Below are 22,313 nucleotides of genomic sequence, written 5' to 3' on the forward strand. Positions count from 1 at the left end.
TGTAAGTTTACAGCGGATTTTTTTTAAAAGGTACTAACCTTAATCTATCTGATTTATACTTTTAAAAGCAATTAGAACCTCTCTTGTATCTAGAACTTTTTCTACATAATTCTTAAACTGAATATAATCTTTAGGGGTAATCAAATCAGAAGATACATTAGACTCAATATCAATTTCTAAAAGATTTTTATTAATTAGCTTGTAAGAAATTGAATAACTATGATTTTTAAAACTATAAGTACTTTTTTCTGGTAAGCCTACAAACTCTTCATTCTCTTTAAGCCTTACAATTATTTTTTCTCTATAATAATCAGAATTTTCATATTTTCTATAATCTATTGGATACAATCGTTTATCTAATTGAATAACTAAATTATTATATGGATTTAAAAAAAACGGCACTTTAAACGTCTGTAAACCCGCTACTTTGTTTATTTTTATATCTGAAGTTAATTTCATTTTATATAAAGCTGTTCCTTTGTCTTTATTTATCTCTATTTTTTCAACATCATTAAATTTAACGGGTTCACTTGTTCTATTAGAAATCTCTTGATGAAGTTCATCTTTTAATAATTCACCTTCTTTATTTGTTAAAACATCAATATAATAAGATGCTAAATGACCAGTGACTTGTGTCTCTAACTCAATCTCTGACTCTTCTTTATGTAAATTTAAGTCGGTAATACTTATAAATTTTGCTTTTTCTCTAAGTACATTGTTTAGTTTAAATAAACCTTCAACAACTTTGGTTGAGTTATCATAAGGTATTTCTAAAGCAGTTGCTTCACGAAGAGACATTGGTAATGATTTAAATGGTAAATGCTTATCTGTAAGCTCTAAAAATTGAGCTTCTCCATTTATTTTTACCTTAACAATACAATGATTAAAATCGGTACTTGGAAGCAATAGCTGGTTCTTAGCATAATCTGCAGTAAGGATTAAAACCATATTTACATCTAACTCGGCTTTTTTTGCTAAAACTAAAAATAAAGATGAAAAATCTTTACAGTCTCCTAGTTTAGTTTTTATGGTTTTTGATGGTTTTTGTGGTACATACCCTCCCTGTCTAAAACTTACATGACTATAATTTAAATTGTCTGTTATATAATAATAAATTTTTTTAGCTCTTTGATTTTCTGATAATTGTTTATATCCATCTATAAATATTTCATTGAATACTTCTTCTACCTTTTTATCTACTTTTAACTGCTTTCTAACGATATCAGAATACCAAGAAGCTATATCATTCCAAGAGTCAATAGAGCTAACACTTAACCTTGTTACTACATCATTAAAAGCTGGCATATAATCTTCTGTTATTGGAATACCGGGCACATTGTTTAGTTCCCATTCATGAACATAATAATCTCTTTTTTTATATGTATGATATTTAACCTCACCGTTCTTAACTATTTGGTTTACTTCTTTATCTACAGTTAAGAGTCTATAAGTATTTTTAGAAATAGGATGATATCCTTTAAATCCATGACTTAAAATATAATCTTTATAAAACCTACCATAAGTTGAGTAAGTTGTTACATAATCTACATATACAACGTCTCCTATTTCTAATCCAGAAAAAACAAGGTTAGCTCCATTACGATCTGCAGGAATAGATTCTCCATTAGGTTTTATTATTTCTGCTTTCTTTATTTGATAATCTCCCGACAAACCTAAGTTGTATTCTTTAAAAATATCTACACCATTCAAAGATGTTATTTCCTGAATAAAAGTTTCTTGAAATTCTCCTCCTCCTCTATTATGACTTAAGACCGTTATTTGATTTAATAAAGTATTTATACCATAGTTATTTGTGGTATTTTTATTTCTATTTTGCTTTATATACCTGTAAGCATCTTTTAAACTAAATTCATCAAGTACATTCTTCTTATTTTCTAAATCATTAATTTTTTTTCTCAATTTATGATCTGAGGGACTTCTTTCTAGAGCTATTTTATATAATTTTACAGCTTCTTTTTTCTTTCCTAATTGAACATAAGTATCTCCTTTTGCCTTTATAAAAGCATATGAATTTGGGTAGTTTTTTACTCCTTTTTCTATAAAAGGTAAAGATCTTTTATATTGATTTGTGTCATGGAGTAATTGAATTAATCTATATAAAAAATCATTATCATAACTAAACCTGTTTATAACCTCAGTATACAAATTAACTACTTCTTCAACTCTATTTTGTTTTTTATAATAGTAACCTAAATACTTTATAACTTCTGAGTTAAACTCAGATTTATTATATTTTTCTAAGATGTTTATTGTGGCTTTATCATCATTAAAAAGTTTAGAATAAAATTCAGAAAAAACAGATTTCATAGTTGATGGCAATGTTTTATCTTCTAGCAGCTCTTTTAACTTACCTTTCATTTCTAACTTATTTTCTCGACGTAAGAAAATCATGAAATCAGATACTTTTTCAATAAATGGATAATTAATTGAATTTTTAATCTTTATCATTTTCTTTTCATATGCATCAATATCTAACCTCATTAAGTCATCAAATTTTTGATATTCTAAAAAAGAAGACATGTAGTAATTTGGATCTTCTCTTTTTAAATTATCCTGTATTCTTTTTAAAGCACTATCATCCCCTTTTGCACTATAACATTCCGCTAAACAAGTTCGTATTAATGAACTCTTAGGATGCTTCTTATACCAATCTTCCAAAAGATTCATTGCTTTATTTATTCTTCCATTTCTATAATAAGTAAGAAACAAATTAAATTTTGTCAAGTTAATGTCGTTATCTGGATTTTTAAGTTTTTCCTCAAAATACTTTTCTACACTATGAGGGATTAGTTTAGGGTCTATCTCTTTTACACTACTTTTTCTATAATTTCTATTAACAAACGATGTCTTGTAATTCTTTAAAGGTTTTCCTTCTAAGTCTTCCATTCTTAAGATAAAATAAGGATTACTTCCATTTGCTGCCAACTTAATTAAGAACCTATTAACACCTTTTTGAAGGTTTACTTCATAAGTATAAGCATCTAATTCTGTATTATATTGATTGTCATCTTCCAGAACCAGTACATCATTAAGCCAAAAACGAATCATCCCTCCTTTACCTAATTTCAGTAAAACTCTTTGATTTTCTGAAGACTCAATAAATGTTTGAGCGTAATGAACTCCCGCCCCATATTCCGAGTGGTTGGTAAAAAAGTTATATACTTCAGAATTGTTTGGTGATTTATACCATTGTGCATCTCCGTTACTCTGAGCATCAAAAATCTCTTTATTTGACGATTTTTCTTCTGGAGGATAGGGCATATCTATACCGCTAGAATTTAAATTTTCAAAAACACCGCAATACTCCCAACCTTTTATCGCATTGATATTATTCATCAACATAGTATAAGAGTCCCAATCTTTAAGGTTCCTTTTAGTTATCGATTGTAAATATAAAAGTCCATTCTTTACTGTTGTATTCTTTACCTGAGAAGCATCTATAAACTGAGGTGACTCATATGTTTCAGAATTAAAACCCATATCGAAATAATCACTAAAAAAGTAATTCATTGTCCAATTAGAAAACATATAGTTTTCATAGTTCTCATAATTAGAAATTTTCTTCAATAGTTCATGGTCACTACGCATATTACCATTCTCCATTTCTACTAGCTTCTTCAGAATTAGATTCTCAACATCATCTTCATAATTTAGTTTATTTACTAAACTAAGTGCTTTATCCCGGTTATTATCTAACAAAGCACTCCATATTTCGAGGTTTTTTTGCGCATTTATAGTTAAAGAAAGAAATAGAAAAAGCATACAAGTAAATATGTTTTTCATTCTTGGGTAGGTAAAATAATAAATCATAGTAGGTTTTTAAATATAGCATTTTTTGAAACTAATCCAAACCTAAGTAAATAGAACATAATATCCTAAAAAATCATAAAAAAAGTCCGCTGTAAGTTTACAGCGGACTTTTTTATTTATTTAAACAATTAACTTACTGTAGAGAAGCTAAACTAGCTTTTATCGTTTCAATTTTAGCTAATGTATCTGATTCTTTTTTGCGTTCTAAAACTATTACTTGCTCTGGTGCATTACTTACAAATCGCTCATTAGACAACTTCTTTTGAATTCCTATTAAAAAGCCTTCAGCTCTTTTTAACTCTGCATTTAGCTTAGTTATTTCTGCTTCTACATCAATTGTATCTAATGAAATTGGAACAAAATATTCATTTGATTTTACACGAAAAGATGCTGCGCCCTCTACCTTATCGGTAACATAATTTATTTCTGAAGCATTGGTTAGCTTTTGAATTACTACATCAAACTCTTTTGTAAAGTTTTCATTATTTACAACAGATAATTCTATCGCATCTTTAAATGAAATATTTTTATTTTTTCTAATCGTTCTAATCCCTGAAACCACACCTGTAGCAAACTCAAAATTTGTAATTAATTCTTCATTTGTTTCTCCAACTGTTGGATATTTAGCAATAATTAAAGCATCATCTGGAGTTCTTTCAGTAATATGCTGCCAAATTTCCTCTGTTAAGAAAGGCATAAATGGATGCAATACTTTTAAATTATTCTCTAATACTTCTATTACAGCCTTGTATGTTTTTGCATCAATTGGTTGTTGGTATCCTGGTTTAACGATTTCTAATAACCATGAAGAAAAATCATCAGTAATTAACTTGTAAATAGCCATTAATGCATCCGATAAACGATACTTACTAAAGTGATCTTCTATTTCTAGTAATACTTTACTAAACCTCGCTTCGTACCAAGCTAGTCCTATTTTAGCAGTTTCTGGTTGGGCTAAACTCTCATCAATCTCCCAACCTTTAATTAAGCGGAAAGTATTCCAAATTTTATTAGCAAATCCTTTTCCTTGTTGGCATAAATCTTCATCAAATAATAAATCGTTTCCAGCCGCTGCACTTAATAATAACCCTACACGAACTCCATCAGCACCAAAATCTTCTATTAATTTTAAGGCATTTGGTGAGTTCCCTAAGGATTTACTCATTTTTCTACGTTGCTTGTCTCGCACCAATCCTGTTAAGTATACATTTTCAAATGGACGTTGATCTTTATATTCGTATCCAGCGATTATCATACGTGCTACCCAGAAGAATAAAATATCTGGACCTGTTACTAAATCGTTTGTTGGGTAGTAATACTTTATTTCTTCATTCTCAGGATTACGGATTCCGTCGAAAACTGACATTGGCCATAACCAAGAAGAGAACCATGTATCTAAGGCATCTGGATCTTGTTTTAAGTGAGAGGCAGTTAAAGATGTATTTCCTGTTTTTTCTTGAGCTAGTTTTACAGCATCTTCAATATTTTCAGCTACTACAAAGTCTTCTTTTCCTTCTCCAAAATAGAAAGCAGGAATTTGTTGTCCCCACCATAACTGACGAGAAATATTCCAATCACGAATGTTTTCCATCCAGTGACGATAGGTGTTTTCAAACTTTTTTGGAAATAACTTTACCTCTCTATCTTCTCCTAAAACAGCATCGATAGCTGGTTTTACTAAGTCTTCCATTTTTAAGAACCATTGATCTGATAATCTTGGTTCAATTACCGCTTTAGTTCTTTCAGAAGTTCCTACTTTATTGGTATGAACTTCAGTTTTCACCAAAAACCCTTTTTCTTCTAATTCTTTGGTAATTTCTTTACGAACTACAAAACGATCTTTTCCTTCATAATGTAATCCGAATGAGTTTAAACTAGCATCTTCATTAAAAATATCAATTACTTCTAATTTATGTTTATCTCCTAAAGCTTTATCATTTTCATCATGTGCAGGAGTTACTTTTAAACACCCCGTACCAAATTCAACATCTACATATTCGTCTTCAATAATTGGAATTTCTCTATTACATAAAGGAACAATTACTTTTTTACCTTTTAAATGTGTGAAACGCTCATCGTTTGGATTAATACAAATAGCTGTGTCTCCTAAAATAGTTTCTGGGCGTGTAGTTGCAATAGTTACTTTTTCATCAGAGCCTACTATATTGTACTGTAAATAATATAAATTTCCTTGACGTTCTTCGTAGATTACTTCTTCATCAGAAAGTGTAGTTTTTGCTTCAGGATCCCAATTTACCATTCGGTACCCTCGATAAATTAATCCTTTATTATATAAATCGACAAACACCTTAATTACCGATTCTGATAATGCAGGATCCATAGTAAATGCGGTACGTTCCCAATCACAAGAAGCTCCTAACTTTTTTAATTGATCTAAGATAATACCACCGTATTCGTTTTTCCATTCCCAAGCATGTGCTAAAAACTCTTCACGTGTTAAATCATTTTTATCAATACCCTGTTCTTTTAACTTCGCTACTACTTTTGCTTCAGTAGCGATTGAAGCGTGGTCGGTACCAGGAACCCAACATGCATTCTTTCCTTGCAAACGGGCACGACGAATTAACACATCTTGAATAGTATTATTTAACATATGCCCCATATGTAATACTCCTGTAACGTTTGGTGGCGGTATAACAATTGTATAGGGTTCGCGTTCATCTACTTCTGAATGAAAGTAATTATGCTTCATCCAGTAATCGTACCATTTTCCTTCTACTTCTTTAGAATTATATTTTGATGGAATATTCATATGTTATGTGTATCTTTATGGTTAATAATTTAACATTTTTTAACCTTTGGCATTGTTTTTGAAATTCGATTAGCAAAAATACAACTATCTATGAGGTACAGAAAATTAGAGGTTGTTTTTTTAGAACTTAAAGAAATAATACTAAATTTGTAGCGGTTAACACCCTTAAAAATTAATTTTACCATTATGAAAACAATTTTATCATTTATCGCTGTTTGCTTTATCACCTTAACAGTAAGCGCTCAAGAATTTAAATTTGAATCTGAAACTATTGACTATGGAAAAATAGCTCATGGGTCTGAAGGAAAACGCGTATTTGAATTTACAAACGTAGGTGACGCACCTATTATTATTAAGGATATCGTATCACCTTGTGGGTGTACAGTACCTACAAAACCTGAACAACCTATTATGCCTGGTAAAAAAGGACAAATTGAAGTTTCTTACGATACAAAAAGATTAGGTGGTTTCTCTAAAACTTTAACTGTTATTTCAAATGCTAAAAACAAAAGAAAAAGAGTTAAAATTAAAGGATTTATTGTAAAGGATGCTACTCCTGCAAAAGAGAAAAGTACAGTAAGTGATAGTTAAGGATTTATCTTAATATAAAAAGCTCAACTTAAGTTGAGCTTTTTTTTATATTCTTTGTTCTAACCTAAACATAAATTTAAGTTTAACACCATTTCTTTCAACCTCCATCCTTATTTTTTTATTAGGTTTTGTATGAAACATATCTATAATTTCATTCAAATGATATTCATGTGCAGCTTTCCCATTAATTCTTTTTATTACATCTTCAACTTGAAGACCTGCTTTAAAAGCAAGTGAGTTTTCCACTACTTTATCTATTTTATACTTAGGCTTAAATCGATAAAAAAAAGTACTTACTAAAGAAATTATATTATTTTTAGCAGTCTGATTATTTGCACTATAACTATCTGTAAATTTAGTTGTTCCTTTCTCTTTTATTAACTCTTGTCCATCATACACAATATGCAACCCGCTCATATTGTAATAAAACCCTTTATTTAATGAAGCGTTCTTTTTAAGAACAACTCTTTTATTCGGATAATCAATCCAAACCTTAAATCGTTTTAAAATACCTCCACCAATACTCCCATTTCTTTCTTTAAATTGTCTTGCATTAAAAGTTGATGAAGAGTCTAAAAAAGACACTGTTGGTTCACCTATTTTAAACTTTCCGATAGAAATTTTCTGAATTCTACTTCGGTTTCCATAAATAGTACCACTAAAACCTTCCCCTATTATATCTTTAAAAAACTTCTTAGGTGTTTTAAGCTCTTTTTTTGTTCCCTCAAACAACCAAACTGCGTCACTACCTCCTGTATCAATTAATAGTTTTACTGGTAACATTCTTGTTCCCAATGTATCAACCTGCACATTAACATCTATATAAGGTTTATTTCTATAAAATTGTAAAGGAAAACTTTCACATTTATTACATACATTCAGACCATATGTTTTAGGATTATAAAAATCAATTCGTTTATTTACATAATTAATTTTTACTATAACATCTTTTAATAAGTCATACCCTATAATACCGTGAATGGTTGTCCCCATTTTTGCAGAAATATCAAAAGCATCTTTTAAAATAACATATAACCCTTGATTAGAACTAGTAATATTTTTAATTCTAAAATTATTCCCTCTAGAAAATAAGGCTTCTACTGGTTCTCCACTACCTAAACCTCTTATAAATACTTTTTTTACATTATTCAAACCAATACTATCTTTAGAGGTCAGATTAAATAAAATTGTTCTATTTACACCTGTATCTAATATAAATGATAACTGATGCCCGTTAATTTCCAATGGAATAACTACTAAATTGTTGATTAATTGAAATCTTATCGATTGTTTTTTTGTTTCATTTCCCAAAAACTGAAAATTTTGTTGAGTAAATGCAGACACACTTAAATGAAGTGTAAAAAAGTAGAGTAATAATCTATTCAAAAGAACTTATTTTATGGTTATATACTTAAAGATACAATCTTCATTTTAGAAATTCTGTTTTTTATGATTTTTTTAACCGATTTTTTCACCGTAAACATTCTAATACTCTCAAATATATTTCGCAAATTTGCCTTTCAAACAACTAATTTAATTTAAAAATGCCATCAATTTCTAGTAAAGGAAACGCAATGCCTCAATCACCAATTCGTAAATTGGTTCCTTTTGCTGAGGCTGCTAAAAAAAATGGGACAAAGGTTTATCATTTAAATATTGGTCAACCTGATATTAAAACACCACAAATTGCTTTAGATGCAGTAAAAAATAATAGTATAGAAGTATTATCATATGCTAGATCTGAAGGTTCTGAAGAGTACAGAACAAAATTAGCAAACTACTATGCTAAAAACGACATTCATGTAACTGCAAATAATATTATTGCTACTACTGGAGGATCAGAAGCTCTACTTTTTAGTATTGGCAGTATAACCGACCCAGGTGATGAAATCATTATACCTGAGCCTTTTTATGCTAACTATAATGGTTTTTCTACTGCTTCAGGAGTAAAAGTGGTTCCTGTTATTTCTAAAATTGAAGACAATTTTGCTTTACCTGCTATTGAAGATTTTGAGAAGTTAATTACTCCAAAAACTAAAGCTATTTTAATTTGTAACCCAGGGAATCCAACTGGATATTTATACAGCAAAGAAGAAATTGAAAAGCTAAAACAAATTGTATTAAAACACGATTTATTTTTAATTGCTGATGAAGTATATCGTGAGTTTACGTACGGTGGAGAAAAACACAACTCAATAATGGCTTTGGAAGGCTTAGAGCAAAATGCTATTATGATTGATTCTGTATCGAAGCGTTACAGTATGTGTGGTGCAAGAATTGGCTGTATAGTTTCAAGAAACGAAGAATTCATTAATACTGCTCTTAAATTTGCACAAGCACGTCTAAGCCCACCAACATATGCTCTAATTGCTAGTGAAGCTGCTTTAGATACTCCTCAAAGTTATTTTGATGAAGTTATTGAAGAGTATGAAGATCGTAGAAACACATTAATTGCTGAATTACAAAAAATTGAGGGAGTAAAAGTTGCTAATCCTAAAGGTGCTTTTTACTGTGTTGCTGAATTACCAGTAAAAGATACTGACGATTTTGCACAGTGGATTTTAGAAGAATTCAATGATAATAACGAAACGGTAATGGTAGCCCCTGCAAGTGGTTTTTACTCTACCGAAGGTGAAGGAAAGAATCAAGTTCGTATTGCCTATGTTTTAAATAAAACTGATTTAAAACGTTCGGTTGAAATATTAAAAATCGCCATAGAAAAATATAATAGTTAATTGAATATTCAAGAAAACATATCTTTAAAAGAATACAACACGTTTGGTATTAATGTAAATGCCAAACGTTTTGTTTCTATTACTTCTGTATACCAACTACAACAACTTTTAAAAGAAGAAAAAGACCTCTTTTTAATTTCTGGTGGTAGTAATATGTTACTTACTAAAGACATTGAAACCCTAGTTGTACATATTGATATTAAAGGAATTTCAATAGATCGAGAAAATCATAACGATACCCACATAACTGTAAATGCTGGTGAAAACTGGCATGAGTTCGTTTTATGGTGCGTTTCTCAAAACTATGGCGGACTGGAAAACTTGTCACTTATTCCTGGGAATGTAGGTACTTGCCCAATCCAGAACATTGGGGCTTATGGTGTTGAAGTAAAAGACACTATAACAAAGGTGGAAGCTATTGAAATTGGAACAGGTAAATTGGTTTCTTTTTCTGCGGAAGAGTGCCAATTTGGATACCGTAATTCTATCTTTAAAAACGAAGCTAAAGGCAAATATGTGTTAACATCAGTAAGTTTTCAACTCACTAAAAACAACCATAAACTTAATACTTCCTACGGAGCTATTGAGTCTGAGTTATCTTCAAAAGGAATAACAAATCCAACCATTAAAGATATTTCTGATGCTGTTATTGCTATTCGTCAATCTAAATTACCCAACCCAAAAGAAATTGGTAATAGCGGAAGCTTCTTTAAAAATCCAGTAGTTTCTAAAGATCATTTTGAAAAGCTTAAAGAAAAACACCCTAATATTCCTTCCTATGTAATTTCAGACACTGAAATTAAAGTACCAGCTGGTTGGCTTATTGAACAAAGCGGATTTAAAGGAAAGAGTTTTGGTAATTATGGGGTTCATGAAAAACAAGCTTTAGTTTTAGTTAACTATGGTAATGCTTCGGGCAAAGAAATTTACGAGTTAGCGCAAAAAATCCAACAGACTATTAAAGATAAATTTGACATAAATCTTGAAATAGAAGTTAATATTATTAAATAAAAAAAGAGAACCCTAAGATTCTCTTTTTTATTTCTATATCATGTCCCGTCCTGAAATATCGTTACACAAAAATTCAAGTGTAATGAAAACAACTTATGTAAAACGTACTCAGAAAGACTATTCCTTGTCCTTCAAACTTCAAGTAGTTCAAGAGATTGAACAAGGTTTGCTCACGCGTACCCAAGCTCTATCTAAATATCTTATTCAACTAGGAGCTACTATCAGAACTTGGTTAAAAAAATATGGTAACTTTGATTGGCAGAATCAAACTCCACTTTCTATGTCAAATGTAAGCTTCCCCAGATTAGAACTGTTTAGTTTTCCAAAAATACATTTTTATTTTGTTTTCTAAGACGTCGATTACAAAATCCATACTCCAAGTATGGTTTAATATATTTGGAACTTCTAGAGGTTCTTTAATTCTTGCAGGTAAGCGTTTCTTCGCCTTCCTTCTTAAGGGAAATCCTAAGGCTACATAAACACGATGTACACGCTTGTGATTCCAAGGCTTTCCTTCTTCACGTAAGCGATCAAAAGCTTTCCAAAATCCTTCTGCTGAATGGTTTTTAGCTTTTTGTTGTAATGCTTTTTCTATAACCTTATCATCTTTAGGCTGTGGCTTATAGTAATACACACTTTTACTCATATTTAACACACGACACGCCCTATTGATGCCGTAATGAATAAGTTCTTTAGTAATACTTCGTTTACGACAGGGCTTTAGAGCTTTTTTTCTATAACCTCTTTAGCCATCTGGTGATCTAGAGCTAAACTTGCATACATTTGTTTTAACCTATAATTTTCTTGTTCTAGTTCTTTGAGTCGTTTTAATTCTTTTGAATTCATCCCAGCATATTTTGAACGCCATTTATAAAATGCAGCAGCACTTACGCCGTGATCACGACTTATCTGGTCAACACTCTTGCCCTTGTCGAATTCTTTTAAAATCTTCGCAATCTGTTGCGGTGAAAATTTACTTTTTCTCATAATACTGTCTAAAGTTAAGATTATTATGCTAATTTTAAACAGTTCGGTTTTTGGGGAAGATTACACCTGAGGAACTAAAAGAAATTTCACAAACTTCTTGTGATGTTTTGGGGAAACTAGGACCTAAAATACAGTGGGTTCATAGCTATGTAGAAGATAAAAGATACTGTATCTATAATGCTCCGAATGAATCAAAGATTCGTGAACACGCCGAAAAAGGTAGATTTCCTTTAAATAAAACTTCAACCATTTATGATTCTATTACCATGGAGCAATTAAAATAATATAAATTATTTTAATTGATATATCAAATATATCTTTATTTTTGATTGATATATCAAACAATATGAATTTCAACACACCTACAACTACTGTTCTCTACTCTATTGAAGAAACTATAAAAACATATCGTAAATTAAGTCAGCAAAATATCCTACAAGTAGTGCCTGATATTACTGTAGATCAAGCATTAGTTTTACTTCTTCTTGAAAGTAATTATAAAACCCAAACAGAAATTGCCAATTTAATTTTTAAAGACTACGCATCTATGACACGTATTGTGAAATTGATGATAAAGAAAGATTACTTAATAAAAACAACAGATAATCAAGACAAACGAAAAGCTAGGCTAGAGATAACTAAAAAAGGTAAAATAATTATAAAAAAACTCAAACCTATAATACAAATAAATAGAGAAACCGCCCTAAATGCTATTTCAGATGAAGAGTTAGAGCAATTATATGAAACTTTAAAAAAAATAACTAAAAATTGTAATTCTTAAAATGAAGAGATTAATCTATTTACTTGTACTTATAATTACTTTTTCTTGCGCAAAGAAGAAATCCACTCTTATTAAAAATCAAAAAATAAATCAAATTGCTAATTACTTAGACTCTTTATATGGGTTTAATGGTATTCTTTTAATTGCTAAGAATGATAGCATTTTATTAAAAAAAGCATATGGGTTTGCTCACCTGGGACACAAAATAAAAAACAATACGGGAACAAAATTTTCTTACGCTTCTATAGGCAAATCTTTTACTGCTGTTGCTATATTTCAATTAATTCAAGAAGGAAAATTATCATTACAAGATAATATCGGTAAGTTTCTTCCTAACTATCAGAATAAAGAAGCTAGAGACTCTATTACTATAGAGTTATTACTAAAACATAGAAGTGGATTACCTAACTATTTTCATTCCGAAAAGTTCTTAAATACCTCTAAAGATAAAAATAGAACTACGGAGCAACTTTCGTATCTGTATGAAGATGAGCCTTTAGAGTTTAAGCCTAACAAACAATTTGCATATAGAAATACTAATTATATTGTACTAGGTAGAATTATAGAAGCCATCACAAAATTACCTTATAATGAGTATGTACAAGAGCATATATCCTCTAAAGCTGGTATGCAAAATACAGGTAATTTTGATATTGATCATACTATTGAAAATGCTTCTGAAAACTACACTCTTTCAAATAATTACCCTAACCAATTACAAAAAACAATTTTCATGGGAGGTGTAAAAGGTACTCCAGCTGGAGGTGGATACACAAACGTGGGGGACTTGTATAACTTTACAGTAGCCTTTAAAAACAATAAGCTTTTAAACAAAACCTATACTGACCTTATGAAAAAAGAACCAAAAAACAATTGGTATGGGTACGGAATGCAGTTTGCAGAAACTAAAGGTTCAGGAATTTATGGTCACAGTGGAGGACATTTCGGTACTGGTGCTGAATGGCGAGTTTTTGAAAAACAAAATTACATCGTAATACTTTTAACTAATAAAGATCTAGATCAAGGCTTTTTTGATGCTCGTTTTTTTATAGAAAAAACAATCTCAGGCACAACTCCAAAGCTAGACAACTACTTTTTTACTAAAAAGATAATTAAAACTTGTTTGAATAACGGTATTGAAGAAGCTAAAACAGAAATTAAAAACTCAAAATTCAAACTTTCTGAAATAGACTTGAATGCCAAAGGTTATGAAATGATAAAAAGAGGTTTTTATAAAAAAGCTATTGATTTATTCATACTTGAAACATTCTCCTTTCCTGAGTCTTATGATGCATATAATTCTTTAGGAGAAGCTTATATGGAAAATGGTCAAATAAAAAAAGCTATCAAAAATTATCAAAAAAGCCTCGAGCATAATCCTGATAATACAAACGCTGTAAAGAAACTAAAAGAATTAAAATCTATTTAATTGTAATTAAATGAAATACTACACTATTCTACTCATACTAATTACACCATTAGCTTTTGCTCAACAAGAGACAACATTAGAAAATTACATGGATGCCCAAGCAAGCATTAATAATTTTTCAGGAACAGTATTAGTTACTAAAAATGACTCCACCTTATTAAAAAAAGCATATGGAACTGCTGATTATGAGTGGAAAATTCCAAATACAATTGACACTAAATTTAGCTTAGCTTCCGTATCAAAACAATTTACAGCTGTTGCCATTATGCAGTTGATCGAAAAAGGTAAAATGTCGCTCGATGATAAACTTGTTAAATATTATCCAGATTTTCCTAAAGGAGACCAAATAACAATTAAAATGATGTTAACACATAATGCTGGACTCCAAATGGATTATGATGAGTTATATCTTACAAAAACATCATTAGATAAAGATTCTGTAGCAAATTATATTATGCAAAAACCTTTGTTGTTTAAACCTGGTTCAAATACAGCATACAGTAATATTGGGTATTACTTACTTGCACGTATTATTGAAAAAATTTATAATCAATCATATTCAGCATATCTTAAAGTAAATCTATTTGATAAAGCTAAAATGTACAATACAGGTGTAAGTACCAATGATTCAATCGTTTTTAAATCTGCTAAAACCTATTATAAAAAAGATGATACGCTCATAAAAAACCCTTACATAAACTGGAGTTTTAATATTGGGCATGATGGTATCTACTCTACTGTAGAAGATTTATACCTCTGGAATAAAGCTCTTTTTAACAGTACAATTATACTAAACGAAGTCTCTAAAAAAAAGGTACTTACCTCATATAATGATCAAAAATTTGGTTTTGGCTTAATGGTAAATCCTTTTTATAATCAAAACCATAAATTAATAGCCCACGATGGAGGGTTTTATGGAGCCATGACTTCGTTTAATAAATTTACCAATGATAACATTTTTATTACCGTATTATCTAACAATCAATCCCCTTCCTATTTAATCGCTTACGGACTAGCTGCAATTCTTTTCAAAAAGTCTGTTGAGCTTCCGTACAAACATCAACTAGTAAAAATAAACCCTATACTATACAGTGAGTATGCTGGATATTATGGAAGTGTTACAATTCTTAAAAGGAATAAAAAACTATACTACGCTAACTATGATACTGAATTATTACCTGAGTCTGATGTCAAGTTTTTTATTGCTAATAATGACAAGACTATTGAATTTATTAAAAACAAAAAAGGTAAAGTGACCAAAATTATAGTTAGAAAAGCTGGAGTTGCTGAAATTAAAAAGAAAGCTAATTAAGTAATTAAATACTCCCTAAATTTTGATACTATACTACTAAAAATTATCAGAAGAGTTTAGAAATAAACCCTGAGAAGTTACGCGAATTATTTTTATTAAATAATTAGCATCAACAAAAAACTCCGCTCTACAGCGGAGTTTTTTATTCTTCTTCATCAGTAAAAGAAGTATTCTTCTTAGCTTTCTTACTACCTTCATACAACTCGTACTTAACAAAACGACAATCTAAATCGGCGTTTTTAAGCGGAACTCTTTTTGACGTTCGTAAACCTACATGCTTTAAAGCTTGAATATCCGATGTGATTAACCACGCTGTTGAATTTGGATAATTATTCTTTAAAGTATCTCCTATTTTTGTGTAAAACTCTTCTACATCAATATTTAAACGCTCACCATAAGGCGGATTGAATAAAATTGTAGTTTTACCAAACACTTCTTTCTTAGAGTTAAAGAAGTTTACGTGATGGACTCCTATAAATTCTTCTAAATTTGCATTGATAATATTCTGTTGTGCTTTTCTAACCGCAGACGGAGCTTTATCAAAGCCCATAATTTTAAAATGTGAACTTCGTATTTTCTTTAGCAATGAATCTTGAATAACAAAGTATAAATCTTCGTCATAATCTTTCCAGTTTTCAAAAGCAAAATGCTTACGGTTAATGTTTGCAGGAATTTGATTTGCAATCATTGCCGCTTCAATTAAAATAGTTCCTGAACCACACATCGGATCAATAAAATTCTCCTCACCTTTATATCCAGAAAGCAACACTAATCCTGCTGCTAATACCTCATTAATAGGCGCAATATTCGTTGCACTACGATATCCACGCTTGTGCAACGAATCGCCAGATGAATCTAACGAAATGGTTAACCATTCTTTATGAATATGAATATGAACTTTTACATCTGGATATTTTAAATCTACATTCGGACGCTTCTTATACTTATGCATAAAGTAATCGGCAATAGCATCCTTTGATTTTAAACTGATGTAATGTGAATTTGTTGTAAAATTATTAGAATTTACTACAGAACCAATCGCAAACGTTCCATCAACATCTAAAAAACGCTCCCATTTTACACGCTGAATCGCTTCGTATAAATCTTCTTCATCAAAAATTTTACTACGTTTTATGGGTTTTAAAATACGAATAGCAGTACGCAATGCAATGTTTGCTTTGTACATAAATCCATTATCCCCCTTAAAAGTAACACTTCGTATTCCTTCCTTCACTTCCATTGCTCCTAGTTGACGTAACTCGTCAGCTAAAACTCCTTCTAAACCTGCCATCGTTACGGCAGTCATTTTAAAATCTTTTTCCATGTAACTGTAAAATTTCACTGCAAAAGTACAGTTAATTTTGGGTTGTTGTGAATCTTTTCTACTTTGAATATAAAAAACGTAAGTTTTGCGTATTTTTGCAGACCTTTATAGTTATGAATACAACAACAGATTGGTTTACTTCATGGTTTAACACACCATATTATCATATTTTATACAAGCATAGAAACGATGCCGATGCACAGTTTTTTATGCGAAATATTACTGCTTTTTTACAACTACCTAAATTGAGTCGTATTGCTGATTTGCCTTGTGGTAAAGGACGTCATGCAGTGTACTTAAACTCGTTAGGTTATGATGTTGTTGGAGGTGATTTAAGCGAAAATAGTATTGAACATGCTAAGCAATTTGAAAATGATACGCTTCATTTTGAGGTTTGGGACATGCGAAAGCCTATTGAAAGTAAATACGATGCTGTGTTTAATCTCTTTACTAGTTTTGGTTATTTTGAAGATGATAATGAAGACATCGCTGTGTTAAGAAGTATTAAAAACGGATTAAAAGAAAACGGAGTATTTGTATTAGACTTTTTAAATGTTGAAAGAGTGAAAAATATGCTAGTAAAGGAAGAAGTAAAAACGATTGACGGCATTGAATTCAATATAAAAAAAGAAATTAAAGACGGATTTATCTTAAAACATATTTCTTTTACTGCTGATGGGAAAGCACGCTCATACACAGAGCGCGTTAAGTTTTTAACGTTAGAAAAGCTACAACCATATTTTGATAGTGTTGGCTTACAGATAACACATATTTTTGGCGATTACAACCTTAATGATTTTAATTCACAATCTTCTGACCGTTTAATTATTGTTGCAAAATGAGTTACTTATTGCTAATTGTTTCTGTTTTAGTAGGTGTTTTATTTGTTTTTACACTAAAACCTAGTAACACCTTCGTTCGCTTATTATTAGCCTTTAGTGGTGCATATTTACTTTCGGTAACCATTTTACATTTATTGCCAGAAGTATATCACCATACCGATAACACAAATTTAGTTGGTATCTTAATTTTGGTGGGAATCATTATTCAATCAGTATTGGAATCTTTTTCTAAAGGTGCTGAACACGGACATATCCATTTACATTCTGACTCTTCAGAATTTCCTTGGTTACTATTCATTAGTTTATGTATTCATGCTTTCTCAGAAGGATTGCCAATTCATCACGCAGATGATAATTTGTTATGGGCAATAATCGTACATAAAATTCCGATTGCTATTGTTTTAACTACCTTTTTATTACATGCAAAATATTCGAAAAAAGCAGTATTTTTCTTTTTAACTGTATTTGCATTAATGAGTCCTTTAGGTATTTTAGTATCTAACAAAGTTCCTTTAATAGAACAATATCATACAGAAATTACAGCCTTAATAGTTGGTGTGTTTTTACACATTTCAACCATTATTCTTTTTGAAAGCACCGAAAACCATAAATTTAACTACAAAAAGTTTGCAGCTATTATTTTAGGAGTCTTATTAACTATCTTCTCTATGCACCAACCCCACTGAGAAAGCAGGTAAACACACCGCTACATATTCACAAGGTTCGGTAAATGGATTTGAATATTGAATACGTACATTTTTTTCAATTTTGATAGATTGTCCTGCTTCTAGCACTATAATTTCTCCATCAATATTGAATTGCTTTTTTCCTTTGATAATATAGGTGTATTCTTCAAACTCTGGTATTTGAAAAGGCTCACTCCAACCTGCTGGAGCTACCATGTATGCTATACTTACTTTTGAATTTCCATCAGTAACGTTTCCAAAATGTTCTTCAATTAATTTTCCATCGGTAGTTGGCACTACAAACGGACTTTTTTGAATGGTATATTTTTTACTCATATTGTTTTATTTACTAGTGTTTCCAGCTTCTCAAATTCATCTTAAATGTCTTTTTGCTTTTTAAGACATAATTCCTTTTTACGAACTTAACTATTTTTTACACCTATACAGCAAGGGTCGCTGATACTACGGCACGAAACTTTAACATCAAGGCATTAGGCTAATAAAAAACTTTTTTTTATTATGTCTCTTTTAATTATCCTTTTCAGCTTTCCAAATTGATGTAAGGCTCCTTTTAGCACTTTTAAACTTATCTGGCATGTTTTTAAAAGGAGTAACAACAAAAGTAAAGTTATCATCTGCATTAAATCTCCAATAGTTTCCTTTCAATGCTCCATCTTCTGTTTCAACATTCCAATCAGGAATGTTTATTAAAGAGAACTCTTTTGTTTCTTGGTTAAAGTCTAGTGCAAAATCTTTTAGTTCTTTTTCCGAAGGATAATTCAATATAATTTTTGCGTTCAAATTATCGTTATCAGTAACATAAAAAGTACATGATTTTGATGGATAGGTTTCTATTTCTTTCCTCCAATTTCTTGCTATTATTTTTTTTAATTCTGAGCTAACCTGTAAACTATCTCCTTCTTTTACTATTAGTGCAAATATATTTTCTTGAACAATGGTTACTGTTTGCTCTTTTGGGTTTACTGTAACGGTTGTTTTCTCCGCTCCTATTCTGCTGTTTTCTCCAAAAAAAACTCCCAATACAAAAAATACTATTTTTATTACTTCCATATTTTAAAATTACGTAGCTATTATTAATTAAAAAGCCGAAACAGATGTTTCGGCTTTGAATATTTTTAGTTAAACCAAATGGTAAACGATTTAATCTTTGCTAAATCAGGAATTTGTTCAACGGTTACTTTTTGAGTACTAAATTCTTTTAAACCCAAATCTTCATTATCAATCGTTATTGTTGCATTTAAGTCGTCAATAAATAACGTTGCTGATGAAAATGATGATTCAACTTTATTAACTTTAGTATTTGCGTTAATTTCTTGAAAAGTAGATTTTATATTGATTCCTGACTTTGTTTTAAAACGATCGTCAAAAATCTCAATACTTTTAATAGTTGATATAGAATCTAATTGTTCTTTTGGAGTAATGGTTAACAAATGTTTACCTCCTTTTTCATATACCAAGTACTTATCATCTTCTTGAAAAAGATTATTTCCTTTAGCTCCTTCACTTAATACTTTAACTACTGAGTCTTGCTTAAATACGTTTTCAATTTCGTTAACAGTTGTTTTAGTAGTTAACTTTCCTACTTTTCCTTTAGCAATATCAAATTTGCTATTACCACATTGGATAAATAATACTGATATTACTGCGATAACTAAAGGTTTCATTAATGTTCTCATTGGTCTTCTTTTATGTTTAAAACGTCTATTTCTTCTATTTGTTATTTTAGTACTTTTTTCAAAATCCCAAAAGCTGCTCTAATAAAAGTAGCACTCGTTAATACTTTTACTACTGGGTTCATACGAGTACTTCTACTACCTGTTGAAGATCTTCTTCTTGTTCTTTCATCTTCCTCTTTACGAGCTTCTTTGATTTTCTCTTCATTTATTTTTTCAATCTTCTCATTCAACATTTCGTATGCACTCTCTCTGTCTATGGCATCGTTGTATTTCGGAATTAATCTCGAATTGTCTAAAACTTGCTTAATTTCCTTCTCTGTTAATACATCCATTCTACTCATTGGTGCACGTAACATTGTTCGCGCTAACGGAGTTGGAATTCCTTTTTCATTTAAAACAGAAATCAACGCCTCTCCTATACCTAACTGTGTTAATACTTCTTTAGTATCATAATATTCAGAATCTGGATAATTTTCGGCTGCTAATTTAATTGCTTTTCTATCTTTTGCCGTAAATGCACGTAAGGCATGTTGAACTTTCATTCCTAACTGAGCCAATACATCTTCTGGAACATCTTTTGGATTTTGTGTAACGAAATACAATCCTATTCCTTTTGAACGGATTAACTTTACGATACTTTCAATCTGACTCAACAAAGCTTTTGAAGCTTCATCAAACACTAAGTGAGCTTCATCTATAAAAATTATCAATTCTGGTCTACCGCTGTCTCCTTGCTCTGGGAAAGTTTCATACACCTCGGCTAATAACTGTAGCATAAAGGTTGAAAACAGTTTTGGTCTATCTTGAATATCTGTTAAACGTAGTACAGAAATAACTCCACGTCCGTTTTCATCTATTCGAGTTAAATCGTCAACATCAAACGATTTTTCTCCGAAGAATAAATCACCTCCTTGTTGCTCAATTTCAATAATTTTTCTAAGAATTGCTCCTGTACTTGCGGTAGAGATTCGTCCATACTCTTTTTTAATTTCCTCCTTTCCTTCATTGGTAATATATTGAAGAATTTTCTTGAAATCTTTTAAGTCTAATAATGGTAATTGATTATCATCACAATATTTAAAAATAATCGCTACAATTCCTGATTGTGTTTCAGTTAAATCTAATATCCGCGATAATAATACTGGTCCAAATTCAGAAACTGTAGCACGCAAACGTACTCCATTTTGTTCTGAAATTGATAAGATTTCTATTGGAAATTTTGTTGGAGTAAATGGTATTCCGATTTTTTCGTGACGTTCATCAATCTTTACATGCCCAGGACTTGGTTGTGCCAATCCGCTTAAGTCACCTTTTACATCCATCAACAACACAGGAATTCCTTTTTCTGACATGTTTTCCGCCAGTACTTGTAAGGTTTTTGTTTTACCTGTTCCTGTTGCTCCAGCTATTAATCCGTGACGGTTTAATGTTTTTAAAGGAATATTTACATGGGCATTAGTTACTGTTTCTTCTCCTAACATTCCTGCTCCTAGTGTAATAAACTCTCCTTTTGGTGTATAGCCTTCTTTGATGTAATTGAAAAACGCTTCGGTTTTACTCATTATTCTTGACCTTTTTTGTGATAAAAACACGTAAAAGTAACAAAAATCATTCATTAATTTTTAATGTTGCCTATCTTTGCACCCTTATGTTGAAAAAAGAAGTACAAGAGTTAATTAACACAGGAGAAATGCTTCCGCTAATGGAAGAGTTTTACACGATTCAGGGAGAAGGAGCACACACTGGTACTGCTGCTTATTTTATTCGTATTGGTGGTTGCGATGTAGGTTGCCATTGGTGTGATGTAAAAGAAAGTTGGGATGCTAATTTACATCCACCTACAAAAACGGATATCATTATTGAAAACGCAAAGAAATATGCCGAAACTGTAGTTATTACAGGTGGAGAGCCTTTAATGTGGAGTTTAGATTATATTACAGAGCAACTTCAAGAAAAAGGTATTAAAACACATATTGAAACTTCTGGAGCGTATGATTTTTCAGGGGTTTGGGACTGGTTTTGTTTGTCTCCTAAAAAAAACAAATTACCTTTAGAACGTGCTTACCAAGAAGCAGACGAATTGAAAATGATTATTCATAATAAAAATGATTTTCAGTTTGCAGAAGAACAAGCTGCTAAAGTTGGTAAAAAATGTACGTTATTTTTACAACCTGAATGGAGTAAAAAGGAAAAAATGACTCCACAAATTGTTGATTATGTAATGGAACATCCACAATGGAAAATTTCCTTACAAACACACAAGTATTTAAATATACCATAAACAAAAAGCAACCTTACTTCGACTACGCTCAGT

Annotated in this window: 18 protein-coding genes and 1 pseudogene; 10 read left to right on the forward strand and 9 right to left on the reverse strand. The window is 30.6% G+C overall.

Annotation, left to right across the window (positions count from 1 at the left end):
* Positions 1 to 39: 39 nt before the first annotated feature.
* Both MK851_RS13430 and MK851_RS13435 read right to left on the reverse strand, forming a co-directional pair.
* Positions 40 to 3,804, reverse strand: a complete 3,765-nt coding sequence (locus MK851_RS13430; protein ID WP_320244359.1) for a transglutaminase domain-containing protein — start codon at positions 3,802 to 3,804, stop codon at positions 40 to 42.
* A gap of 160 nt (positions 3,805 to 3,964) precedes the next feature.
* Positions 3,965 to 6,604 (reverse strand): valine--tRNA ligase, encoded by a 2,640-nt coding sequence (locus MK851_RS13435; protein ID WP_320244360.1) that lies wholly within the window; start codon positions 6,602 to 6,604, stop codon positions 3,965 to 3,967.
* A gap of 186 nt (positions 6,605 to 6,790) precedes the next feature.
* On the opposite strand from MK851_RS13435, the gene MK851_RS13440 reads away from it, so the two are divergent.
* Positions 6,791 to 7,195, forward strand: a complete 405-nt coding sequence (locus MK851_RS13440; protein WP_303510686.1) for a DUF1573 domain-containing protein — start codon at positions 6,791 to 6,793, stop codon at positions 7,193 to 7,195.
* A 45-nt stretch (positions 7,196 to 7,240) separates the two neighbouring features.
* On the opposite strand, the gene MK851_RS13445 is transcribed toward MK851_RS13440, so the two are convergent.
* On the reverse strand, positions 7,241 to 8,506 hold the full coding sequence (locus MK851_RS13445; protein WP_320244361.1) for a retropepsin-like aspartic protease: 1,266 nt from the start codon (positions 8,504 to 8,506) through the stop codon (positions 7,241 to 7,243).
* A gap of 233 nt (positions 8,507 to 8,739) precedes the next feature.
* Between MK851_RS13445 and MK851_RS13450 the strand changes: the two genes are divergently transcribed.
* Complete coding sequence (locus MK851_RS13450) at positions 8,740 to 9,930, forward strand: pyridoxal phosphate-dependent aminotransferase (RefSeq protein ID WP_320244362.1); 1,191 nt, start codon at positions 8,740 to 8,742, stop codon at positions 9,928 to 9,930.
* Positions 9,931 to 10,941 carry a UDP-N-acetylmuramate dehydrogenase gene (gene murB / locus MK851_RS13455; RefSeq protein ID WP_320244363.1) on the forward strand — a complete coding sequence of 337 codons (1,011 nt, stop codon included), beginning with the start codon at positions 9,931 to 9,933 and terminating at the stop codon, positions 10,939 to 10,941. It abuts the gene before it with no gap.
* A gap of 340 nt (positions 10,942 to 11,281) precedes the next feature.
* Here murB and MK851_RS13460 read toward each other — a convergent pair.
* Positions 11,282 to 11,928: pseudogene (locus tag MK851_RS13460) on the reverse strand (transposase); the annotation flags it as partial.
* 50 nt (positions 11,929 to 11,978) lie between these two features.
* Between MK851_RS13460 and MK851_RS13465 the strand changes: the two are divergent.
* From MK851_RS13465 to MK851_RS13480, 4 genes are all read left to right on the forward strand, one after another.
* Positions 11,979 to 12,212, forward strand: a complete 234-nt coding sequence (locus MK851_RS13465) for a DUF4242 domain-containing protein (RefSeq protein ID WP_320244364.1) — start codon at positions 11,979 to 11,981, stop codon at positions 12,210 to 12,212.
* A 62-nt stretch (positions 12,213 to 12,274) separates the two neighbouring features.
* Positions 12,275 to 12,709 (forward strand): MarR family winged helix-turn-helix transcriptional regulator, encoded by a 435-nt coding sequence (locus tag MK851_RS13470; RefSeq protein ID WP_320244365.1) that lies wholly within the window; start codon positions 12,275 to 12,277, stop codon positions 12,707 to 12,709.
* 1 nt (position 12,710) lies between these two features.
* Entirely contained in the window at positions 12,711 to 14,138 is a 1,428-nt protein-coding gene (locus MK851_RS13475) for a serine hydrolase (protein WP_320244366.1), read from the forward strand.
* A 10-nt stretch (positions 14,139 to 14,148) separates the two neighbouring features.
* Complete coding sequence (locus tag MK851_RS13480; protein ID WP_320244367.1) at positions 14,149 to 15,450, forward strand: serine hydrolase; 1,302 nt, start codon at positions 14,149 to 14,151, stop codon at positions 15,448 to 15,450.
* 142 nt (positions 15,451 to 15,592) lie between these two features.
* Here MK851_RS13480 and MK851_RS13485 read toward each other — a convergent pair whose 3' ends face one another.
* Entirely contained in the window at positions 15,593 to 16,774 is a 1,182-nt protein-coding gene (locus MK851_RS13485; protein WP_303510706.1) for a THUMP domain-containing class I SAM-dependent RNA methyltransferase, read from the reverse strand.
* A 113-nt stretch (positions 16,775 to 16,887) separates the two neighbouring features.
* Between MK851_RS13485 and MK851_RS13490 the strand changes: the two genes are divergently transcribed.
* Together MK851_RS13490 and MK851_RS13495 are read left to right on the forward strand one after the other, a co-directional pair.
* Positions 16,888 to 17,616 carry a class I SAM-dependent methyltransferase gene (locus MK851_RS13490; RefSeq protein WP_320244368.1) on the forward strand — a complete coding sequence of 243 codons (729 nt, stop codon included), beginning with the start codon at positions 16,888 to 16,890 and terminating at the stop codon, positions 17,614 to 17,616.
* A complete protein-coding gene (locus MK851_RS13495; RefSeq protein WP_320244369.1) occupies positions 17,613 to 18,302 on the forward strand; it encodes a ZIP family metal transporter in 690 nt (229 codons plus the stop codon). The genes MK851_RS13490 and MK851_RS13495 overlap by 4 nt, the downstream gene beginning before the upstream one ends.
* Here MK851_RS13495 and MK851_RS13500 read toward each other — a convergent pair.
* The 4 genes from MK851_RS13500 to MK851_RS13515 all read right to left on the reverse strand — a co-directional run bounded on the left by MK851_RS13500 (position 18,270) and on the right by MK851_RS13515 (position 21,561).
* Entirely contained in the window at positions 18,270 to 18,638 is a 369-nt protein-coding gene (locus MK851_RS13500) for a cupin domain-containing protein (RefSeq protein WP_320244370.1), read from the reverse strand. The two genes, MK851_RS13495 and MK851_RS13500, sit on opposite strands and share 33 nt — an antisense overlap.
* A gap of 192 nt (positions 18,639 to 18,830) precedes the next feature.
* Entirely contained in the window at positions 18,831 to 19,373 is a 543-nt protein-coding gene (locus tag MK851_RS13505) for a hypothetical protein (RefSeq protein ID WP_320244371.1), read from the reverse strand.
* A gap of 65 nt (positions 19,374 to 19,438) precedes the next feature.
* Entirely contained in the window at positions 19,439 to 19,999 is a 561-nt protein-coding gene (locus tag MK851_RS13510; protein ID WP_303510932.1) for a hypothetical protein, read from the reverse strand.
* A 41-nt stretch (positions 20,000 to 20,040) separates the two neighbouring features.
* Positions 20,041 to 21,561 (reverse strand): helicase HerA-like domain-containing protein, encoded by a 1,521-nt coding sequence (locus MK851_RS13515; protein ID WP_320244372.1) that lies wholly within the window; start codon positions 21,559 to 21,561, stop codon positions 20,041 to 20,043.
* Between the two features lie 86 nt (positions 21,562 to 21,647).
* Here MK851_RS13515 and MK851_RS13520 point away from each other — a divergent pair, with 86 nt between their 5' ends.
* On the forward strand, positions 21,648 to 22,280 hold the full coding sequence (locus tag MK851_RS13520) for a 7-carboxy-7-deazaguanine synthase QueE (protein ID WP_303510928.1): 633 nt from the start codon (positions 21,648 to 21,650) through the stop codon (positions 22,278 to 22,280).
* Positions 22,281 to 22,313: the final 33 nt, after the last annotated feature.

The organism is Tenacibaculum sp. 1B UA, assembly GCF_033978845.1.
Classification (GTDB): Bacteria; Bacteroidota; Bacteroidia; order Flavobacteriales; family Flavobacteriaceae; genus Polaribacter.